The sequence below is a fragment of the Corynebacterium sp. MSK204 genome (assembly GCF_030229885.1).
Taxonomy (GTDB): Bacteria; Actinomycetota; Actinomycetes; order Mycobacteriales; family Mycobacteriaceae; genus Corynebacterium.
Map to the genome: position 1 here is coordinate 23,313 of NZ_JASPGQ010000010.1, position 18,844 is coordinate 42,156.

General features: G+C 58.8%; 18 protein-coding genes and 3 tRNA genes. 9 read left to right on the plus strand and 12 right to left on the minus strand.

Annotation, left to right across the window (positions count from 1 at the left end; all coding sequences use genetic code 11):
* Positions 1 to 77 precede the first annotated feature (77 nt).
* Together QP908_RS07505 and QP908_RS07510 are read left to right on the plus strand one after the other, a co-directional pair.
* Positions 78 to 386 (plus strand): hypothetical protein, encoded by a 309-nt coding sequence (locus QP908_RS07505; RefSeq protein ID WP_239270128.1) that lies wholly within the window; start codon positions 78 to 80, stop codon positions 384 to 386.
* A gap of 352 nt (positions 387 to 738) precedes the next feature.
* Positions 739 to 1,341 (plus strand): hypothetical protein, encoded by a 603-nt coding sequence (locus tag QP908_RS07510; RefSeq protein ID WP_284772005.1) that lies wholly within the window; start codon positions 739 to 741, stop codon positions 1,339 to 1,341.
* On the opposite strand, the gene QP908_RS07515 is transcribed toward QP908_RS07510, so the two are convergent.
* The 6 genes from QP908_RS07515 to QP908_RS07540 all read right to left on the minus strand — a co-directional run bounded on the left by QP908_RS07515 (position 1,331) and on the right by QP908_RS07540 (position 9,345).
* The gene (locus QP908_RS07515) at positions 1,331 to 2,746 is read right to left on the minus strand and encodes a phytoene desaturase family protein (protein ID WP_284772006.1); all 1,416 of its coding nucleotides are present in this window, start codon (positions 2,744 to 2,746) and stop codon (positions 1,331 to 1,333) included. The genes QP908_RS07510 and QP908_RS07515 overlap by 11 nt on opposite strands.
* Before the next feature lie 306 nt (positions 2,747 to 3,052).
* Entirely contained in the window at positions 3,053 to 3,700 is a 648-nt protein-coding gene (locus tag QP908_RS07520; protein WP_284772007.1) for a rhomboid family intramembrane serine protease, read from the minus strand.
* A 97-nt stretch (positions 3,701 to 3,797) separates the two neighbouring features.
* Entirely contained in the window at positions 3,798 to 4,328 is a 531-nt protein-coding gene (locus tag QP908_RS07525; RefSeq protein WP_005280498.1) for a peptidylprolyl isomerase, read from the minus strand.
* A 69-nt stretch (positions 4,329 to 4,397) separates the two neighbouring features.
* On the minus strand, positions 4,398 to 6,035 hold the full coding sequence (locus QP908_RS07530) for a dihydroxyacetone kinase family protein (RefSeq protein WP_284772008.1): 1,638 nt from the start codon (positions 6,033 to 6,035) through the stop codon (positions 4,398 to 4,400).
* Between the two features lie 120 nt (positions 6,036 to 6,155).
* Positions 6,156 to 8,426, minus strand: coding sequence for a 5-methyltetrahydropteroyltriglutamate--homocysteine S-methyltransferase (gene metE, locus QP908_RS07535; RefSeq protein WP_284772009.1), 2,271 nt, complete (start codon positions 8,424 to 8,426; stop codon positions 6,156 to 6,158).
* Positions 8,413 to 9,345: a methylenetetrahydrofolate reductase gene (locus tag QP908_RS07540; RefSeq protein ID WP_284772010.1), complete on the minus strand. Its 933-nt coding sequence runs from the start codon at positions 9,343 to 9,345 to the stop codon at positions 8,413 to 8,415. Before QP908_RS07540 ends, metE begins: the two co-directional genes overlap by 14 nt.
* Positions 9,346 to 9,629: 284 nt before the next feature.
* Between QP908_RS07540 and QP908_RS07545 the strand changes: the two genes are divergently transcribed.
* From QP908_RS07545 to QP908_RS07555, 3 genes are all read left to right on the plus strand, one after another.
* Positions 9,630 to 10,370: a hypothetical protein gene (locus QP908_RS07545; RefSeq protein ID WP_284772011.1), complete on the plus strand. Its 741-nt coding sequence runs from the start codon at positions 9,630 to 9,632 to the stop codon at positions 10,368 to 10,370.
* A 119-nt stretch (positions 10,371 to 10,489) separates the two neighbouring features.
* Positions 10,490 to 10,693: a hypothetical protein gene (locus QP908_RS07550; protein WP_005276046.1), complete on the plus strand. Its 204-nt coding sequence runs from the start codon at positions 10,490 to 10,492 to the stop codon at positions 10,691 to 10,693.
* Between the two features lie 35 nt (positions 10,694 to 10,728).
* Positions 10,729 to 11,202 (plus strand): GNAT family N-acetyltransferase, encoded by a 474-nt coding sequence (locus QP908_RS07555; protein ID WP_284772012.1) that lies wholly within the window; start codon positions 10,729 to 10,731, stop codon positions 11,200 to 11,202.
* Between the two features lie 53 nt (positions 11,203 to 11,255).
* On the opposite strand, the gene QP908_RS07560 is transcribed toward QP908_RS07555, so the two are convergent.
* Positions 11,256 to 11,328, minus strand: a tRNA-Ala gene (locus QP908_RS07560).
* 168 nt (positions 11,329 to 11,496) lie between these two features.
* On the opposite strand from QP908_RS07560, the gene QP908_RS07565 reads away from it, so the two are divergent.
* Both QP908_RS07565 and QP908_RS07570 read left to right on the plus strand, forming a co-directional pair.
* On the plus strand, positions 11,497 to 12,399 hold the full coding sequence (locus tag QP908_RS07565; protein ID WP_239269551.1) for a polysaccharide deacetylase family protein: 903 nt from the start codon (positions 11,497 to 11,499) through the stop codon (positions 12,397 to 12,399).
* Positions 12,399 to 12,950 (plus strand): DNA-3-methyladenine glycosylase, encoded by a 552-nt coding sequence (locus QP908_RS07570; RefSeq protein WP_239269552.1) that lies wholly within the window; start codon positions 12,399 to 12,401, stop codon positions 12,948 to 12,950. Before QP908_RS07565 ends, QP908_RS07570 begins: the two co-directional genes overlap by 1 nt.
* On the opposite strand, the gene QP908_RS07575 is transcribed toward QP908_RS07570, so the two are convergent.
* Both QP908_RS07575 and QP908_RS07580 read right to left on the minus strand, forming a co-directional pair.
* Positions 12,947 to 13,432: a MarR family winged helix-turn-helix transcriptional regulator gene (locus QP908_RS07575; protein WP_005276035.1), complete on the minus strand. Its 486-nt coding sequence runs from the start codon at positions 13,430 to 13,432 to the stop codon at positions 12,947 to 12,949. The two genes, QP908_RS07570 and QP908_RS07575, sit on opposite strands and share 4 nt — an antisense overlap.
* 89 nt (positions 13,433 to 13,521) lie before the next feature.
* Complete coding sequence (locus QP908_RS07580) at positions 13,522 to 15,501, minus strand: copper-translocating P-type ATPase (RefSeq protein WP_349883441.1); 1,980 nt, start codon at positions 15,499 to 15,501, stop codon at positions 13,522 to 13,524.
* Positions 15,502 to 15,507: 6 nt separating this feature from the next.
* Here QP908_RS07580 and QP908_RS11825 point away from each other — a divergent pair, with 6 nt between their 5' ends.
* Together QP908_RS11825 and QP908_RS07585 are read left to right on the plus strand one after the other, a co-directional pair.
* Positions 15,508 to 15,723, plus strand: coding sequence for a hypothetical protein (locus tag QP908_RS11825; RefSeq protein WP_349819933.1), 216 nt, complete (start codon positions 15,508 to 15,510; stop codon positions 15,721 to 15,723).
* Positions 15,724 to 16,707: 984 nt separating this feature from the next.
* Positions 16,708 to 17,916, plus strand: coding sequence for an IS1249 family transposase (locus tag QP908_RS07585; RefSeq protein WP_239269554.1), 1,209 nt, complete (start codon positions 16,708 to 16,710; stop codon positions 17,914 to 17,916).
* A gap of 255 nt (positions 17,917 to 18,171) precedes the next feature.
* On the opposite strand, the gene QP908_RS07590 is transcribed toward QP908_RS07585, so the two are convergent.
* The 3 genes from QP908_RS07590 to QP908_RS07600 all read right to left on the minus strand — a co-directional run bounded on the left by QP908_RS07590 (position 18,172) and on the right by QP908_RS07600 (position 18,843).
* Positions 18,172 to 18,244 (minus strand) — tRNA-Ala (locus tag QP908_RS07590).
* Positions 18,245 to 18,253: 9 nt separating this feature from the next.
* A tRNA-Ile gene (locus tag QP908_RS07595) sits at positions 18,254 to 18,330 on the minus strand.
* A 174-nt stretch (positions 18,331 to 18,504) separates the two neighbouring features.
* The gene (locus QP908_RS07600) at positions 18,505 to 18,843 is read right to left on the minus strand and encodes a DUF3566 domain-containing protein (protein ID WP_005280482.1); all 339 of its coding nucleotides are present in this window, start codon (positions 18,841 to 18,843) and stop codon (positions 18,505 to 18,507) included.
* Position 18,844: the final 1 nt, after the last annotated feature.

Consider the following 18,844-nt stretch of genomic DNA (forward strand, 5'->3'; position numbering starts at 1 on the left):
CCACCTCTACCCTCGGCTTCTCTCTAGCAAGCGCGCTACCTACGCCAACCACCGCGTCACGTCAGGAGAACGTAAATATGGATTTAAAACCAGAAACTATTGTTTCTAATATTTTAAGCGATATTGCGGAAGTAAATGATTGGGCCAGCATTGCTGATGCCACCGGCGCTAATGACATAAACTCTTCCCACGCCACCCCTGACGAGGTTTTCACCATCCTCACTGCTGTTAAAAATAGTCCCGATTTGGCCCTCGGAACTGTCACAAATGAGTTCAAGGATTTCCCTGATAGCTGGTCGCCGCGTGATATAACAGACCGGATCTTTGCCTCGTCAGATCCCACCCTCTCGATGATGGATATCTTTATGCGCCCGACCAATGAATGACCTACGGAAGAATAGAGATGAAAACTGACCACGTATCTCCTTTAAGTTACGTAGCCCTTAGCACTGTGGTTGTTGCTTCATGACTAGCCCTATATGTGCATTTTGAGACATATCCATGCTCATTGCCTTGATAATCAGTCTGCTCAACTGGGCCCTCCGGTCTTGTCATCAAGCAGCTACCCTGCAAAAGCGCAGGGATAAATTGGGTGCGATCTACTGTCTAAATGACCACTAAGAGTGCTCTTCCGCGATATCGCGCATGCAATTATTATTATTGAAATTATAACCGTTTCATGTCCTTCACAAGTACTCGCCTCGGACATGGCGGGATCCTCATCTCAAGGAGCACACCATGACCAGTCGTTCGCCCGCACCGCCGCGGCACCGGTCCCAGTACGTTCTCTTGGCCGGCTTAGCCGTCTCGGTGGCCTATGCCGTCGTCCATATCGCGTTTTCTGATCCCGCCCTGATCGAAGGCACCGCACCCGCGCGCCTTTCCTTACGCAATTACCTTGGCCCAGTGCTGGGCTCTGGCATGGTGTGGGCATTATTTGCCTACCTCATGGGCAAGGCGTGCTCCCACCGGTGGACCACGGCCTTTTTCGCAGGAGCCGGCATACTCTTGTTCATGTTGGCGGTGCACTACGGGCTGCTTTTCGCCTTTGGCATCTACGACTGGCAGACGGCCTTTTCCTCCAATGCCGCGTGGTTCCTCTTTGCCCTTATCGCCGGGCCACTTTTCGGCGTGGCGGGGGCTTTGTCCCACAGGTTCGGCTGGCTAGATTACGTTGCCGTGCTCGGCTTCGTGCTGGAGCCACTGATTACTGGGCTTATCCCAGGCAATAGTATCGAGCCGCAGACCACGACCACCCCCGGATATCTTGCCGCGGTAACGCTGTGGGTGATCGGTGCGGTATTCCTCTACTGCGAACGCCGTGCGCCCATTAAGGCGTAGCCGCACTTTCAGCGGCCCACCATCCGGGCATGCCATGGACCCCGGCCCCGGGCGCAGTGGAACTCGATGCCATGAATATTCCCGGCGCGAGCCGGTGCGGGTGCGCGGAGAGGCGCGGGCGCAGCACGGATTGCAGCCCACTCATGGAACCGCCGGCAATATCGCCGCCCACCAGGTTAGGGTTCCAGCGTTCCAGATCGGCCGGACTCGTGGTGTGGATGGCCAGAATAGTATCGCGAAAACCGGGTGCGAAACGCTCTATCTGCTGGGCAATAAGTTCACTAACCTCACCCGGGTAGCGCTCCTGGTAGCCGTGCGGCACGTGGGCATAGGTCCACAGCGCCAGCCCGCGCGACGGGTCAGCCACATATTGCTGACACACCATGACCAGGGGATTTACGGGCATGCGGCGCTTGCCGATGTCCCTTTCCGCCCCACCTATCTCCTCCACGCTGCCACCCACATGGACGGTGCCAGCTTGGCCCACGCGGGGATCGGTCCACGGCACAGGTTCGCTGAGGTGAAAGTCCACCTTGTACACCGCGCTGCCATAGCGCCACCGCCGCAGGTTTCGTCGAGTCCGTGCAGGAGGGTCGAGCCCGCCCAGCCTAAGGATCTGGCGCGGGGTGAGATTGAGGATGAGGGCATCGGCGCGAGGCAAGCTGCGCACATCGGTGATCTCGGCACCGGTATGGATGCGCGCGCCGTGGGAGCGGAGGAGGGAAACGAGGGCATCGGCAAGCGCCTGCGTACCGCCTTCCACCACTGGCCAGCCGCGGGTCATGCCGAGCGCGCCAAAGAGCAGGCCGAAAGCAGAGGTAAAAGCCCTGGTAGGCGAGGTAATGGCGTGCACCGCGCTACCGGCGAATAAGGCGCGGGCCTGCGGGGAAGTAAATGCCGCCCGCGCGAGCTCGCTCGCCGGGAGCAGGCCCGGCGCGCCGAATTGCGCCAAGCGCACCGGGTGCTCGGGCCAGCGCACCAGTGGGGTTAGCGCATTAGTGAGATGCGCATCGATATTGCGCACCATGTGGCCGTGCAGGCGGGTCCATGCTTGGGCATCGGCGCCGAGCCCCGTAGCGGTCTCCGCAAGAGAGCGGTGGAGGATGGCGGCCGGCGCACCCTCCAGTGGATGGGCCATGGGATAAGGCGCATGGCGCCAGCGCAGGCCGTGCGATTCCAGATCGAGCGCGCGAAAGGCCGGGCTCGCCACGCCGAAGGGATGGCCGGCCGCGCCGAGATCCACGATAGTGCCCGGAAAAATCTCCGTGGACGAGGCGGCCGCTCCGCCTGGGTGCGCGGAGCGCTCATAGACATCCACGCGCCACCCGGCCGTGGCGAGGCGGGCCGCGGCGGTAAGCCCGTTGGGGCCGGCGCCGACGATCACAGCGTGCGGTTGTTTATCCACAGTCCTCCTTGTGCAGGTCAGTGGCACCAATCTACCTATTCGCCCACACGATGGGTACAAAGTTATCCACAGGCTGTGGAAGAAACCTGTGGAATACTTATTTCACAGACTTATCCCCACCCTGTGGATAACTGTTTTCACGGGCTTCCACAGGTGATTTTTCGGCCGCCGATACCGCTATAACCTGTGCGATCAGGGAAAACTCCGGAAAAGCATTCGGTAAATTACAAGAATGTGTTTATCCACAATGTGGATAACTATTGTGGATTTCTTTCGCACACCCATTCCGGTGAACAAATTCCACAGTTATCCCCAAACCCCAGCTCGCAAGGCTAATAACACAATGATGACCGCACCAGTGATTGCAACACCCGCCCACCGCACGGTTTTATTTCGATGAAAGAGGAAGAAGCTCAAGATGATGCCGGTGCACAATCCGCCAAGGTGGCCCCAGAGGGAGACCCCCTCCGCGACGAAGGTATAGCCCACATTGACCAACAAGAGCACGATGGGCGCGCGCAGATCCATCCCGCGTTGCCGGAAGACGCCCACCAGCATGCCCATCAGCGCAAAGATCGCCCCGGAGGCACCTACCGTGGGCGTGCCAAAATCGAACCACAGCACCATGGCGGAAGCGCCCAAGCAGGAGACCAAGTACGCGGCGATGTATAGCCCGGTATCGAGGGCGCACTCTACTTCCCTACCGATGAGCAGGAGCATCACCATATTGACCGCGAGGTGCCCGCCGTCCAAGTGCATGAATTCCGAAGACAGCGCCGTTAGCGGCGCATCGGCGTACTGCGGGCCCCACAGGGCCCAGTCTTGGCTCAGCGTGGAGAGAAAGAAGGTCTCGCCCAAAGTTCGAGCTTGTACCGCGGTAATTGACCACGCGATGATGCAGATCGCGGCAATGGCCGAGGTAACGGGGGCGGTTCGCAAATAATTTTTCACCATGGCGTAGAAGCTGACCCTTTGTTAGCATTCGGATAAAACTAAACGAACCCGGCACCACAGCAAGGTGTGTGGTGCCGGGCGCGGTGCGAGAAAACGCTTAGGCGATATCGATGGACTCGATGACAACGTCCTCGTGCGGACGGTCCATGCGGTCAGTGTCGACCTTGCCAATCTTGGAAACGACTTCCTGGGAAGCTGGGTCCGTAACCTCACCGAAGATGGTGTGGTGGTTGTTCAGGTGCGGGGTCGGCGCCACGGTGATGAAGAACTGGGAGCCGTTGGTGCCTGGGCCGGCATTGGCCATGGCCAGCAGGAATGGGCGGTCGAACTGCAGCTCTGGGTGGAACTCATCCTGGAACTGGTAGCCCGGGCCACCGCGGCCGGTGCCGGTGGGGTCGCCGCCCTGGATCATGAAGTTATCGATGATGCGGTGGAAGATGGCGCCATCGTAGAACGGGCCGGACTGCTCGCCCTTTGCGTTCTGGGTGGAGTAGTCCTTTTCACCCTTGGCCAAACCGATGAAGTTTTCAACGGTTACCGGTGCGTGGTTACCGAAGAGATCGATAACAATATCGCCGTAGTTGGTATGCATCGTTGCAGTTGCGGTCTTCTGAGTCATGCCAGCCATTGTAAAGAATTTACTTCCTCTCCGCTGTGCAAGACATAACGCTCTCAGCGATCGCGCTATCGTTCTCCCTTAGTCAGCTGACAGAGCTTGTCCCCCAAATAGCCAGCTAACCACGAGAGCACCGGGATCGATGACTCCCTTGCTGCGATCGCCCAGGTAGGACGCGCGCCCCTTCTTGGCGGCGATCTTTCCGGTTTCCTCCACACCCTCGCGCGCGGCCTCGTACAGGGCCTGGAGCGTTTGCTCGTCTGGGCGCTCCGCGCCGATTTCTTGCGCCTTCTCCGCGGCCGGAATGAGCGCATCGAGCATGGTGCAATCCCCGCGCTGCGCGCCGCCCAGTTCTTGAATGAACTCCGCCGCGCTACTTAATCCTTCCGCTAAGGTCTCCGCGCGGGCCATGTCGTTGAAGAAGCTGCCGAAGACCGCGCCCGAGGTTCCGCCCGCTAGGACGAGGAAGCGCTTGGCCAGGCCGGTGAAGATCTCATCATCCGCGCCGCGCAGCGGCAGTTTAATGCTTTCCAGCGCCGCCTCCATATTGGCACCGAAGTCCCCATCCCCGGCCTTGCGGTCGAGCTCGGTCAACTCCTCGATGGAAGATTGCACGCGATCGACGAAGTCACTCAACCACTGGTTCTCTTCGCCCTCGGTAGGCAGTTCATCCTCGAAGGTAATCCGCGCCGATTCCACCTGCTTTGTACCGCCCAAGGTATGGGGCCAGGCGGGGGCTGAAGTTGGGGCATCGATAAGCTCAAGCAGCTCGTCGTCCGCCTTGAGCAGCGTGATGGATACGCCGTGCATATTGACCGCGGTAACGAAGTTGCCCACCATGGAGCGCACTACCGTAATCCCCTTCTCCGCCAGCTGTGCAGACGCCTCGCCGAAGACCAGGCTCAGCTCCAAAGGCGTGGTGCCGCCCAGGCCATTGACCAGGCAGACCACCTCGTCGCCGCTGTTGATATCAAGGGCAGCACCCAGCTTTTCCAGCACGGTGGCGACGATGGCATGGGCATTATCGACCTTTTCCGTGTGCGTGCCGGGCTCGCCGTGGATGCCCACGCCGACTTCCATGTGCCCGTCGTCCAAATCAAAGGTCTCGCGCCCCGTGGTGGGCAAGAAGCCGGATCCCAGTGCCACGGACATGCTGCGGGACTTATCTGCGGTACGCTCCGCTAGCTCAGTTACTTGATCCAGGTCATCGCCGCGATACGCCGCGGCACCGGCCACCTTTTCCACCAGGATCGTGGCACCCGTACCGCGCCGTCCTGGGCCCTCGCCGGTGCCTTCGGTAGCAATATCATCGGCGACTAAGACTGAACGCGTATCTACGGCCTCTGCCGCATTGCGGGCCACGGTGAAGTTCATGACATCGCCGGTGTAGTTCTTCACAATGTGCAGCACTCCCCTGCCCTGATCGGCCCACTGCGTGGCTTCGCTGACCTGGACCGCGTTCGGGGAGGTAAAGAGCAGGCCCGGGCAGGCAGCGGCGAGCATGCCTTGCCCAATGAAGCCGGCGTGCATGGGCTCGTGGCCGGATCCGCCACCGGAGATGACCGCGACCGCCGGTTTATCATCGACCGTGCGCAGCGGGGTGCTGCGCCCGATGAAGCCCGCGTCGTGCCAGGTGGCATCGGGATGCTGGGCGATGAACCCAGCCAGGGAATCAGACAGGAAGGATTCTTGGCTATTGCGAAATGCTGAGTGCTTCATAGCGCCCACGGTAATCCGGATCCGGCCATAGCGTCGCGGGTGGGTACAAGATCACGAAAACGCTATGCAGACCGGCTGCATAGCGTTTTCTTTAAGAACCTAGAATTTCGCAGATTCTATTTAGAGGGCGTTGCGCACCACATCGCGGGCTTCCACCATGTTGCGCAGGGAGGTTTCGGTCTCCTCGTAACCGCGGGTCTTCAGGCCGCAGTCCGGGTTAACCCACAGGCGATCCAGCGGCACGTTCTTGAGCGCGGCACGGATAAGCTCTGCCATTTCCTCCACGGAAGGCACGCGCGGGGAGTGGATATCGTAGATACCAGGTCCAATCTCAGAGTGGAAGGTCTCATCGATATCTTCCAGCAGCTCCATGCGGGAGCGCGCAGCCTCGATGGAGGTGACGTCTGCGTCCAGGCCGGCGACGGCGTCGATGATCTGGCCGAACTCCGAGTAGCACAGGTGGGTGTGGATCTGGGTGGTGGGCTTGGCCTCGAGGGCTACCAGGCGGAAGGAGCGCACCGCCCAGTCCAGGTAGGCCTTGCGGTCCTGCTCGCGCAGCGGCAGCAGCTCGCGCAGGGCTGGCTCATCGATCTGGATGATGTCGATGCCGGCTTCCTCCAGGTCGCGGACCTCGTCTGCCAATGCCACGCCCAGCTGGTCCGCGGATACGGACTGGTGCACGTCATCGCGGACGAAGGACCACGCCAGGATGGTGACCGGGCCGGTCAGCATGCCCTTGACGTGCTTTTCCGAAAGCGACTGTGCAAACTTCGACCACTCGGTGGTCATGGCAGCCGGGCGGGAGATGTCACCCACAACGATTGGCGGACGGGTGCAGCGGGAACCGTAGGACTGTACCCAGCCGTTCTCGGTGGTAACGAAGCCATCGAGCAGCTCCGCGAAGTACTGCACCATGTCATTGCGCTCTGGCTCGCCGTGGACCAAGACGTCCAAGCCGAGGCGTTCCTGCAGCTCGATGACGGACTTAACCTCGTCCTTGAGGGCGGAGTTGTAGTCAGCATCAGAAAGCTCGCCCTTGCGGTGCGCGGCACGCGCCTGGCGGATTTCCTTGGTCTGCGGGAAGGAACCGATGGTGGTGGTCGGCAGCTCGGACAGGCCGAGCTCCTTCTGTGCTTCCTTGCGCTCGTTGAAGGCCGGCTCGCGCTTGACCTCGCCTTCCGGCAGCTGAGAGATGCGCTCTTGCACGGCGGCGTTGTTGATGCGCTCGGACTCGGCGCGGGTGCGAACGGCGCGGTCGCTGACGCTGTAGGCCTCTTCGGCCGCCTCTGGGCCCTGTACTAGGGCGACGACTTCCTTGACCTTTTCATTGGCGAAGGAGAACCACGGGGCGACATCGGCAGGCAGCTTGGATTCTGCCTCGACGGAGTGCGGCACGTGCTGCAAGGACACGGAGGTGGATACGGACAGCTCATCGATGCTGCCGGCCAGGTCCTCGTACTTGGAGCGCAGGTCGCGCAGGTTGGCGGCCCAGACATTGCGGCCATCGACAAGGCCGGCAACTACGTGGGTGTTCAGGTTCTTGACGCGCTCGAGGTAGCCCTCATCCAGGGCCAGGGTGCCGACGGAAAGGTCAACCTGAACGGCCTCTGGCTTGAGCTCTGCGATGACATCGAGGCCCTTGCGTGCAGAGCCATACGGGGTGGTCAGGTAGACCTGTGGGCGCTCTTCTGCACCCAGGATGGCGGAGTATGCCTGCTTGGTATATGCAGCCAAGTCCTCATCGCTAGCGTTGGTCAGGTCTGCCACGAGGGCAGGCTCTGCCAACTGGATCCACTCCACGCCAGCCTTGTGCAGCTCCACCAGGACCTCCTGGTAGGCGGCAACGGCATCATCTAGGCGCTCGAGCGGGGCCTTGGCTGCACCCTCGGCCTGCTTGGACAGGGCCAGCAGGGTGACCGGGCCAACGAGGTACGGGCGCACGGTGTGGCCTGCTTCGCGGGCTTCTTCTACCAGCTTGATGATGCGCTGTGGGTGCGCCTTAAAAGCGTGGTCATCAGCAATTTCCGGCACGATGTAGTGGTAGTTGGTATCGAACCACTTGGTCATCTCCAGCGGCGCGGTGTCCTTATTACCGCGGGCCAGGGTGAACTCATCATCCAGGGTTTCACCGGCAACGGCACCGACGGTCAGTGCGGTTTCGAGCACCTGGTCGTAGTAAGCTACGTCCGCCGGGATGGCGTAGTCCTCGGTCAGGCCGAGGTCGCGCAGGCGGTTGTAGGTATCGAGGCGCAGCGAGTGCGCGGCGGATTCGAAGGTCTCCGCATCGATGCGGCCGGCCCAGTAGGACTCGAGCGCGCGCTTCAACTCGCGGTTGGCGCCAATGCGGGGATAGCCCTCAATTGTCGCCTTGGGGAAATTAGCGTTGGTCATTGTCTACTCCGATTCGGGTTAGTAGGTCGTGAGTATTGTCGGGGTTGTTGTGGGTATATATATGGAGCCCGCTCGCCCCACCAGCCACGATGTCGCGGGCTAGTTCGGCGGTCAGTTCCATGCCGGTTTCGTATTCTTCTTCTGGGGTTGTCGCTGCCGCGAGCACCGACCGCACCCTTTCGGGTACGGCGAGCCCGGACAGCTCTCCCATTCGCTCTACCCGGCGCAGGCTGGTCATGGGCATGATTCCCGGAATAAGGGGAATATGCACCCCGGCCAGTTGGGCCTTTTTGGTAAAGCGCAGGTAATCCTGGGCATCGAAGAATAGCTGGGTAATGGCGAAGTCCGCGCCGAGGCGCTGCTTTTTGAGCAAGACGTCAAAATCTTCATCTTCGTTTTTAGATTCAACGTGCCCGCTGGGATAGCACGCGACTCCGACGGCCAGGCGGCCAGCGGCGAACCGCGCGGCTTGTTGCTTTTCCAATTGCCGGATGAGGCTTATCAATTCATCGGCATGCTGCGGATAGTGCTCCGGCAAGCCTTCCTCTGGCAGGTCCCCGCGCAGGGCCAGCAGGCCGCGGACACCGGCATCGACCAATCGGTTAGTCCAGCCGATAAGTTCCGTGCGCGAACCAGCCGTGCAGGCCAGGTGCGCAAGCGGGCGCATCGAGGTGGTGCGCGAAATCCGCTCGATAAAGGCCGTAGTCCCTTCGAGCCAACCGGACCGTTTGGAACTTGTCACCGCAATATAATCCGGGTGGTAACTTTCCAAGGTTTGCAGCAAACGGTCGATCTTGGCTTCATCGGCGTCGTGGCGCGGCGGAATTACCTCGAAAGATAGCGCCAAACGCTCCGGCACCATTAGCTCTTCTTCACTCATGGAATCCAATGGTGCTGACGCCGAAAATCGCGGGCTCATAGTCACCTCCTTTTCCCGATCTCAATTGCTGTCTGGAGGAAAACGTACCAAGCTGTTCAGTTTGCGGGGTAGCGCGACGCTAATGGTATTACCTTTGCAGGCCCATAAACAGCGCGGTTAGCCAAAATCGGCGTGAATATTAATACTCCATTCTGAACCAAGCGGTCTATTTTATGGTTGACTCCACCTCTGAATCCCCCGCCAAAACAGTGGTGGGGTGTCAAGTTGGCCACTATGCTGGATGAAAAGGACAAATAAATCTCATCTAAGGAGCACCTGCACCAATGAACCCCACCGCAGTGAAAATGGCGTTCAAGACCGGTTCCAATGTGTGGAAGCAATTGCGCGATTACCGGCAAGAAAAATCCCGCGAAACTTATACCGCCCTCGAAGAGGCTGCCCAACAGATGCAAAAGGAAGACAACAGCACCTTTGATGAGGCCCGCAAGCAGGCCGGCGCCGTCACCCAGGCCGCGCACTCCCGCCTCGAGCGCGCCCTAGAGGACCTCAATAATTACCGCGAGGATGCCGTCGAGCGTTTCGATGAGGCCAAAAAGGAAGCCACCAAGAAGGCAAAGAAGGCCCGCAAGCAAACCAAGAAGAAGGCCACCAAGGCGGCAAAGAAGCAGACCAAGAAGGACAAGAAGTCTTCCAAGTTCTGGACCGTTGCCGGAATCGTTGCCCTGCTCGCCGCGGCAACCGGTGCGATTTACGCTTGGCTGCGTTCCAATGACAAGCCTTCCCAGACCCCACCGCGCGTGGATGACTACCGCGGTGGTACCCAGAACACCGCCCCAGAATCCACCTTGGTCTACACCTCCACCAGCGAAGCTAAGCCCGAAGCCGATTCGGACCTTGCTGAAGAGGGTGCCGTGCGCGATGAGGAGCTTTTGGGTTCCATCGATGAGCAGCTGGCCAAGCACCGCGAGGAAGAAGAGGCCGCTGCAGAGGACGCAGACACCAGCCGCATCACCGATGACCACCAAAATGAGGGCAAGCACCGCCTGCAAACTGACGAGCAGTAGTTTCTTTCGCACCCCCGCGGTGGGGGTGCGTTAGGCGTTGCCTAGATCTCATTGCTTTGCCTAATCAAAAATCTCCTGCTTGAATTCTCTTTTTAAGGCTTTCTACAAGGAGATGAACAATGAGCTTTGAGTCTCTCACCGTCAAGCTCAAAGACGGTTCAACGTACTATTTCCCCGCTGGCCCAGTAACCGATGATCCTTCCCCGCGCGTGGATAACCTCCGCTTTGCCATCGATAACGGCGCTACTTTCCGCTCCGTCGACGAATCCGGTGAAATGCGCGAATTCAACGGCGCGGACGTGCATAACTATCACTTGGCTTAACTAGCTCGCCGGATTCTTCATATATCCTGGGGATTATGGAAATTCGCGCGACACAAGAATCCGATCGCACTTATATAGCTCGCCTCAACTTTCTGACCGATACGTTCGGTGATGAACGAGGCGAGCTTTCTTCCGATTTTACCGATGATTTTTCTTTTTACGTGGAAAATTGGGAGCCCAACCAGGGAGGTTTCATCGCTTGGGAGGACCTCGTGCCCGCCGGCGGGGTGTGGCTCAATTGGGGCACCGAGGACAATCACGGTTACGGGTTCGTGGAACCGGCCATCCCAGAATTTGCCATCGCGGTAGAACGCCGCTTTGCAGGCCAGGGCATCGCCACCGCGCTTATCGATGCCGCCATTTCCCTCGCCCAGACCCTCAAAGCGCCCGGCATTTCCTTAGCCGTCCACCCCGATAATCCGCGTGCGCAGGGACTTTATGAACGCTTGGGATTCGAGCATGTAGGTGTGTACGCCGAGCATTACATCATGGTCAAGCGCTTTTTATAGCCCTATGCATGACTAAAGTCCGGATTCTTTAACCAGAATCCGGACTTTTCCTGTGGAGCATAGGAGAATCGAACTCCTGACCTTCTGCTTGCAAAGCAGATGCTCTACCAATTGAGCTAATGCCCCAGTGGCTTGTACTCTACTACTGCAGCCGCTCATTCCAAAAATGCCGAAGACACCGCGGCACAGTGATGTACTTCTATCACATTTATCACACGCGTTTAATCCATAATTCCCTTCGCAGTGGAGTAGGCTGGCTAATCGTGCCCATCTGTCCTCGTTCCTAGGAAAAGTATGCGTCGTCTTCTTACCTCCGCGCTCACCGTGCTTGCCACCGCTGCCCTTCCCGCCTGCGCCAATGCGCAATTCCTCGAAGGCACCCCAAAAGTAGCCGGGTCCTCAGAACCAAATATCCAGTCCGCGGTTTCTGAGATTCAGACCGATATTCAAAGCCGCATCGACAGCACCCGCGCGCAGGCACAAGATCTTGTTTCCTCGGTAGCACCACAAGACGAGCCGCAGAATGAGGCTGCACCCGCACCGGATCCCCAGGCTGGGGCCGCACCGCAACCAGCCCCGCAGCCACAGGCTAACGGCGTCGATTGCCCGAATTGCGTGGCCCTGACCTTTGACGATGGCCCAAGCCCTTATACCAACCAGCTCTTGGATACCTTTAAGGCGAAAAACGCCCACGCCAGCTTCATGGTGCTAGCGGATCACGCCTACCAGTACCCCCAAGCGCTCCAGCGCATGCAGGCAGAAGGTCATACCATTGGCAATCACACCAAGACCCATCGCCAGCTCAACCAGTTAGCTTACGGCGATATTGCCCAAGAAATCGACGCCGGCAATGCGGCGATCCGCAATGCCACCGGGCAGAATCCAAAGTGGCTGCGCCCGCCCTACGGTGCCACCAATGAAACGGTTGACCAGGTAGCCAGGGATAAGGGCTTGTCGCAGGCCCTATGGAACGTGGATACCTTGGACTGGAAGATCCGCGACTCGCAGCACGTCTGCAATGCCGCCGTCCAGGATGCTAACCCAGGCTCCATCGTCTTGATGCACGATATTCACCCGACCACCGTCAATGCGGCCGAGTGCATTATCGATGGCCTGCGCGCCAAGGGCTTGGAGCCGGTCAGCCTCGATGAGTTGCTGCGCACCCCGGTAGACGGAAAGCGCTACTACTCCCGTTAATGATTGATTTCTCCCACACTGCTGATGTCGTAGCCCCGCAGCTCCTTGGCTGCGTCATTACGCACGCCGGGGTGAGCATTCGCCTTACGGAAGTCGAGGCCTATTTGGGCACGGACGATGCCGCCGCCCATACCTTTCGTGGGAAAACCCCGCGCAATGCCGCCATGTTCGGCCCACCGGGCCGACTGTACGTGTATGCCTCTTACGGCATCCACCGCAATGTCAATATCGTGTGCGCGCCCGAAGGCGTGGGCCAAGGGTGCCTACTGCGCGGCGGTGAGGTGCTATCCGGGATCGATACCGCCTTTGCACGCCGCGGCACCAGCGATTTTCATAATCTAGCCCGCGGCCCTGGGAACCTCGGTAAAGCTCTTGGAGCAACGCTGGAGGATAACCACCTACCAGTGCAGCTTTCTGAGCGCGAGTCTGCACCGGAATGGGTGCGCGGCCCGCGCATTGGTATTTCCAAAAACCAGGAAGCGGCCCTGCGGTTTTGGATTCCCTTTGATAAGACCGTCTCCGGCCGCCGCGGCTATCCCAAAAATAATTAATAGCGCCCGCCGTAGCGCTCATCGGCTTCGATGGCTTTGATGATGCGCTCATTAATTTGGGTCATTTGATGGATCTGCGCGCGGGTCAGGTTATCGATAACGGATCGGCGGGCCTGCTTAGCGTGGCCCGGGGCGGTTTCTACTACCTTGTCCCAGCCGCTATCGGTAAGGTGCGCCATCGTCGTCCGCCCATCATTGGGACAAGGACGCCGCACGACCCAGCCCTGGCGCTCCAAACGGGTAACAACCTGGCTCAGACGGGACAAGGAGCCGTTTGCGGTGATGGCGAGGTCTCGCATGCGCATCTCATGGTTCTCGGCCTCTGATAGCCGTGAGAGCACCGTATATTCAAAGAAGCTTAGCTTGGCATCATCGCGCAGCTGCGCGTCTAGAATATTGGTGAGCCGGACATTCACGCTCATCAGGGACATGAATGCTGCTAGTTCATCCTCTTCCAGCCAAAAGTCGTCCCGCTCGGTCATGAGGATTATTTTAGCAACTGGACTTCAATTCTAAAATAATCCCAAGTAGCCGGAGCCCGTCCCACTTATTCGAACTTGGTCTCCTCCACCTAGTGGCTGGTGGGTGCCAAGCGAGCTGGGTCCAATTCAATCCGGCGCAGCAACTGCGCGTTGAATGCCACCACGATGGTCGATAGCGACATCAATACCGCGCCGGCCGCCGGGGAGAGCACGACACCGATGGGTGCGAGTACGCCTGCCGCCAAGGGCACGGCAATGATGTTGTAGCCAGATGCCCAAATAAGGTTCTGGATCATCTTGCGGTAGCTAGCGCGCGACAAGGTGATCATCGAAAGCACCGACCGCGGGTCGTCGCTGGCGAGCACCACCTCGGCGGATTCCATGGCGACATCGGTGCCGGCGCCAATGGCGATGCCGACTTCCGCGCGGGCCAAGGCTGGGGCGTCGTTGACGCCATCGCCAACCATGGCCACGGCTAGACCGCGCTCCTGTAATTCGGTGACCTTGGAGTCCTTGTCCTGCGGCAGGACTTCGGCAAAGACCTCGTCAATACCCAATTCTTCGCCAACGGCCTCGGCGACCTGCGTGGCATCGCCAGTGATCATCGCAACCTTGACGCCCTGCTCTTGGAGGGCCTGTACGGCCGCGCGGGATTCGGGACGAACCTTGTCTTCAACCGCGAGAGCGCCGATTATCTGACCATCGCGCACGACGTGCAGGACACCCGCGCCGCGTTGGGACCACTCTTCAACCTGCGCATCAAACACCCCAGGGGTGGCAAGCTCTAGCTCGCGCAGCATATTCGGTCCACCGACGAGGACCTCTGCCCCATCGACGGTGGCCTTGATTCCCCGGCCGGCGGCCGCACTGAAATCGGTGCTGTGCAGCTGCTCCTGAGATGCTTCCGCGTGGTCTTCGGCTGCCTTGACGATGGCGCGGGCCAATGGGTGTTCACTATCGGCCTCGGCCGCGGCGGCCACTGCTAGCAGCTGCCCCTCGCTGATGTCCTCAACGGTTGCAACACCGGTAACGGCATGAGCGCCTTCGGTCAGGGTACCGGTCTTATCGAAGAGGACGGCGTCGATGGTGCGCATGCGCTCCAACGCCAAACGTTCCTTGATGAGTACCCCAGACTGTGCGGCCTGCTCGGTAGAGATCGCAATGACCAGTGGGATAGCCAAACCGAGGGCGTGGGGGCAAGCGATGACGAGCACGGTAACGGTGCGCACCACGGCGTCGCTTGGGCTCCCGATAATGGCCCAGACCACCGCAGTAATGAGGGCTGCGATTAGCGCAAACCAGAAGAGCAACGCTGCGGCGCGATCGGCAAGGGCTTGGGCGCGGGAGGAGGATTCCTGCGCCTCGGCGACCATGCTTTGGATACCGCCCAGGGCCGTATCTCCTCCGATGGCTTCTACCTGGACGCGGACGGTGTTGTCGGTGGCCACCGTACCGGCGACCACGCGCTCACCTTTATCGCGGAAGACTGGGCGGGATTCACCGGTGATCATGGATTCATCGAATTCGGCTGAGCCTTTAACAATGGTGCCATCGGCAGGCGCCCGCGCTCCAGCGCGGACCAGTACTATGTCATCCACCGCCAGCTCAGAGACTGGCACGGTGTGGGCCTGCCCATCGATGATCTTCTCGGCTTCGTCAGGCAAAAGTTCTGCTAAGGCGTCCAAAGCGGAGGAGGCCGCGCCGAGTGCACGCATCTCCAACCAGTGGCCCAGCAGCATAATGACGACCAGGAGGGCCAGCTCCCACCAGAAATCTAGGTCGAATCCTCCAATCCCCAAGGTGGTGACCCATGAGGCGACGAACGCCACGGTAATAGCCATGGCGATAAGCAGCATCATCCCGGGCTGGCGGGATTTCAGTTCCGACCAGCCGCCTTGCAGGAACGGCGTGCCGCCATAAATGAAGATGATGGTGCCAAGCACCGGGGGAATCCAGGATGAACCATTGAATTCGGGTACGCCGTAGCCGAGCAATTCTGCGACCATAGGGCTGAAGATGACGACCGGTACCGATAGCAGCAGCGACCACCAGAAGCGGCTGCGGAACATCGCCGCGTGATCGCCGTGTCCGTGCCCATGGCCGTGGCCATGCCCGTGCTCGTGGCCATGACCTTGATGGTCACCGTGAGAGTGCCCTTCGTGGCCGCCATGATCTGTGTGTTGCGTATGATCCGCTCCCGCGGCCTGGTGAGCACCGGAATGCTCACTGTGTTGGTGGGAAGTACTCATGAAGTTCCTTTCTTCTCCTCCCTGCACCAAGAGGAGTTCTAGCGTCGGTGGAACACAGTGATGGTTACTCTCCCCACCATATACTCCGGGGAGGTATATTTACAGAACGGAAGGAGCCATTCTCGTATAAGAGGCGAAGTGGAGCTGCCGAGATGGCCACCCAGCTTAAACGGGCCTAGCCCCCGGAAAGTGGACACGGCGCGGTCAGCCCGACCCCATCAGCTCGGTTATTCTTCAACGTCATTGCAGATGAACTCGACAGAGAAACGGTCCCGGCATTTAGCGATGAACCGGATCATAACGGAGGCTTTGGGCCCAGTTCTGGGAAGTTTCCTGCACGATGGGCCTCCTGCGCCCATTGCCAGGCTGTGTGCCATGAAACGCCGAGCTTCGGGGCTTACTGCCTAACATGCTCTTCCAGCAAGATGCGATCTTCCACAAGTGGGACACTTCAGGTTTCACCTACCGTTTTCGCCTACTCAAAGTGGAAGAAAGAGGCAAAGAAACGACATATGGGGCACTCCATTTTAGTTGGAGTGCCCCATGTTGGCTTTAAAGAGGAACTTTAGTCCTCATCACCCGAAAACTTCTTTCTCATTGTCCAATCTATCCAGAACCAAATGCAGAACAAGATGAGACCGATCACCGTTCTAGGGACGACATCTAAGTCAAAAACGATTCCGAGAAATAGTCCCAGAAGGACCAATGAAGCAAAAAATACAGCCCACGATACTCGTGAATTATATTTTTTGGATTTTAGCTTCTGCATTCATGCCCTCCAACTGGATGCGGACGATCTCCCATGTATGGTGCAATCTTAAGCTGATAGCAGGTGTTGTGGTCGTATTCAGCGAATGCGGGTTAAGGGACAGAATGTGTGTCCGGATGTGCGTCGGTAGCTAGGTTGACCAGTCGCAACGAGGATTCCGCTCTAGGCGGTGAGGCGCAGCGCGGGGTCTGGGCGCGAAATCCACGTATCTGGCTGAGAATGTGGTACCCGACGGGGTAGGCAGCAAACTAACCCGCGTGGTTAATCAACACATCACGTGCCCCGTGTGCCTGGGGCCAGTAAAGAAAAATGGCACAACGTCCGCAGGCAAGACTCGTTGGCGCTGCAAAGACCGTTCATGCGGCCACAGCTTCACCAATACCAACGATGACCCCATCCAGACTGCCAGGTTCCGGATGTTCTACGAGTGGTTCTTGTCTTCATCAACCCTGTCGTCAATCGCCGCAGAGCACGGCTATAGCCGTCGGCAACTCACCCGGTGGTTCGAAAACTTCTGGCTCGTCCACGTTCCCGACAACACCGACTCCAATCGCATCTATGACCAGCTATTTGTCGACGGAACCTACTTCGGCCACCAGAACTGCCTACTGGTGGCATCAACGAAAGCCCACGTCGTGGCCTGGCATTGGTGCCGCCAAGAAGACACGTTCAACTACAACCGTCTCTTCGACAAGGTCGGGCATGCCCCACTGGTGGTCACCACCGATGGACACCAAGGCTCGCTAGAAGCCATCAAAACAACCTGGTCACAAGCACACATCCAACGCTGCCTCGTCCACGTCAAACGCAACATTCAACGCTACGTCGGCTTGTACCCCGTGCTGCCATCTGGCAAAGCACTGCGCGGCCTATCGTTGTCACTGCTGCGGGTAAGCAACCTGGATGAGGCCGCGGAATGGACCGCGAAGCTGCAGCAATTCCACGACGTGTACGGCAAGTGGCTCAGTGAGAAGACCTACATCAAAGACCTCAAACCGGAAGAGATTCCAAAGAAATTCCGTCGAAACAAGAAGTTCTTTTACATGCATTCCCGACACCGCAGTGCCTACGAACTGCTCGCCAAACTGGAACGGAACAAGCACCTATTTACGTTCCTGACCAGTCAGGAAGACGCAGTCGAAGGACAACTCGCTCGCGATACCAACAGCCTGGAAGGCGGCATAAACGCCGGAGTAAAAGCCCTTGCCAGGTACCACCGAGGAATGCCAGAGGAGCACCAGCGCACTGCCGTGGACTGGTGGCTGCATCTGCACACGCAATATCCCGGTGACCCTATTGAGATTGCCCGAAGTCAAAAATGGGGACGCAGCGCACTCGCCAAAGTACAAGCTGCGTCCACCAACAACACGGCTAACGACCTCGACGGCGCACCAGCACGGTACGACACCGGAATCGAAAGCACGCACACCAACGATATCGGTATCCGCAAAGGCTCCATGCGCTAACCCCTAAACCCCCAGCCCAAACCCCTAAACCGCGGGGCGGCAGACACACAAAATGTCCCACCCCGCGACACGCCGGCCTAGACACTCATTTTGTCCCTTAACCCGCGAATGCCTTTGCTGTTTTAACAATATCAAGCGCGTTGATGCCTGCTATCGGACAAACACCCCCAAAACCAGTTTGATAGGTGTGGGGAGCTTCGAGAGGGTACAAAAAGCAAAAAGTCCGACTCCCTTAAGGAAGCCGGACTGATGCTGTGGAGCATAGGAGAATCGAACTCCTGACCTTCTGCTTGCAAAGCAGATGCTCTACCAATTGAGCTAATGCCCCATTGTTCCGTGGTGGGCCTAGCTGGAATCGAACCAGCGACCTCATCGTTATCAGCGATGCGCTCTAACCGACTGAGCTATAGGCCCTTTAGCGGAACGAGATGTAACTTTACATACTACCCCGGAAAGAACACAAATCGGCAGCTCAAAGAGGTTTTCAGAGGCGCACTTCGTGGGTCTAATGAGGACGCTACTTCGCGCTTAAAACTAGAAAAATGCCGGCAACCGTAGCTGCCGGCATAGTCTCCCACTCACAGTGGTCTAGATGTCATCCAAGCTGACCTTTAGCCCACCGAAGACATCCACGATGGCGTTATAGATTACGGCCATCAGCGGTGCGAGCAAGGTGAACAGGACGGCGAAAATAACGCCAATCAGCGCGCTGGCTGCGATCACCACTCCAAAGGTGACCTCAAAGCCGCCGCCGACGCCACCAACGAGGCTATTGACTGACTCCCATATGCCCACCTGGTGCAAACCGATGTACAACAGGCACACGGCCAGCAACCACGCGATGAGTCCGACGAGTGACAGGGCCAGACCAACGCGAAACGCCGAGGTGGGCGAGATGTGGTGGATGGTTACGTCTCGTCGTTCCATG

What these genes read in the sequence shown, in the direction of transcription:
- QP908_RS07505 (WP_239270128.1), top strand. Translation starts at nt 78, where the DNA reads ATGGATTTAAAACCAGAAACTATTGTTTCTAATATTTTAAGCGATATT.
- QP908_RS07510 (WP_284772005.1), top strand. Translation starts at nt 739, where the DNA reads ATGACCAGTCGTTCGCCCGCACCGCCGCGGCACCGGTCCCAGTACGTT.
- QP908_RS07520 (WP_284772007.1), bottom strand. Translation starts at nt 3,700, where the DNA reads ATGGTGAAAAATTATTTGCGAACCGCCCCCGTTACCTCGGCCATTGCC.
- QP908_RS07525 (WP_005280498.1), bottom strand. Translation starts at nt 4,328, where the DNA reads ATGGCTGGCATGACTCAGAAGACCGCAACTGCAACGATGCATACCAAC.
- QP908_RS07530 (WP_284772008.1), bottom strand. Translation starts at nt 6,035, where the DNA reads ATGAAGCACTCAGCATTTCGCAATAGCCAAGAATCCTTCCTGTCTGAT.
- metE (WP_284772009.1), bottom strand. Translation starts at nt 8,426, where the DNA reads ATGACCAACGCTAATTTCCCCAAGGCGACAATTGAGGGCTATCCCCGC.
- QP908_RS07540 (WP_284772010.1), bottom strand. Translation starts at nt 9,345, where the DNA reads ATGAGCCCGCGATTTTCGGCGTCAGCACCATTGGATTCCATGAGTGAA.
- QP908_RS07545 (WP_284772011.1), top strand. Translation starts at nt 9,630, where the DNA reads ATGAACCCCACCGCAGTGAAAATGGCGTTCAAGACCGGTTCCAATGTG.
- QP908_RS07550 (WP_005276046.1), top strand. Translation starts at nt 10,490, where the DNA reads ATGAGCTTTGAGTCTCTCACCGTCAAGCTCAAAGACGGTTCAACGTAC.
- QP908_RS07555 (WP_284772012.1), top strand. Translation starts at nt 10,729, where the DNA reads ATGGAAATTCGCGCGACACAAGAATCCGATCGCACTTATATAGCTCGC.
- QP908_RS07565 (WP_239269551.1), top strand. Translation starts at nt 11,497, where the DNA reads ATGCGTCGTCTTCTTACCTCCGCGCTCACCGTGCTTGCCACCGCTGCC.
- QP908_RS07570 (WP_239269552.1), top strand. Translation starts at nt 12,399, where the DNA reads ATGATTGATTTCTCCCACACTGCTGATGTCGTAGCCCCGCAGCTCCTT.
- QP908_RS07575 (WP_005276035.1), bottom strand. Translation starts at nt 13,432, where the DNA reads ATGACCGAGCGGGACGACTTTTGGCTGGAAGAGGATGAACTAGCAGCA.
- QP908_RS07580 (WP_349883441.1), bottom strand. Translation starts at nt 15,501, where the DNA reads ATGTTCCGCAGCCGCTTCTGGTGGTCGCTGCTGCTATCGGTACCGGTC.
- QP908_RS07600 (WP_005280482.1), bottom strand. Translation starts at nt 18,843, where the DNA reads ATGGAACGACGAGACGTAACCATCCACCACATCTCGCCCACCTCGGCG.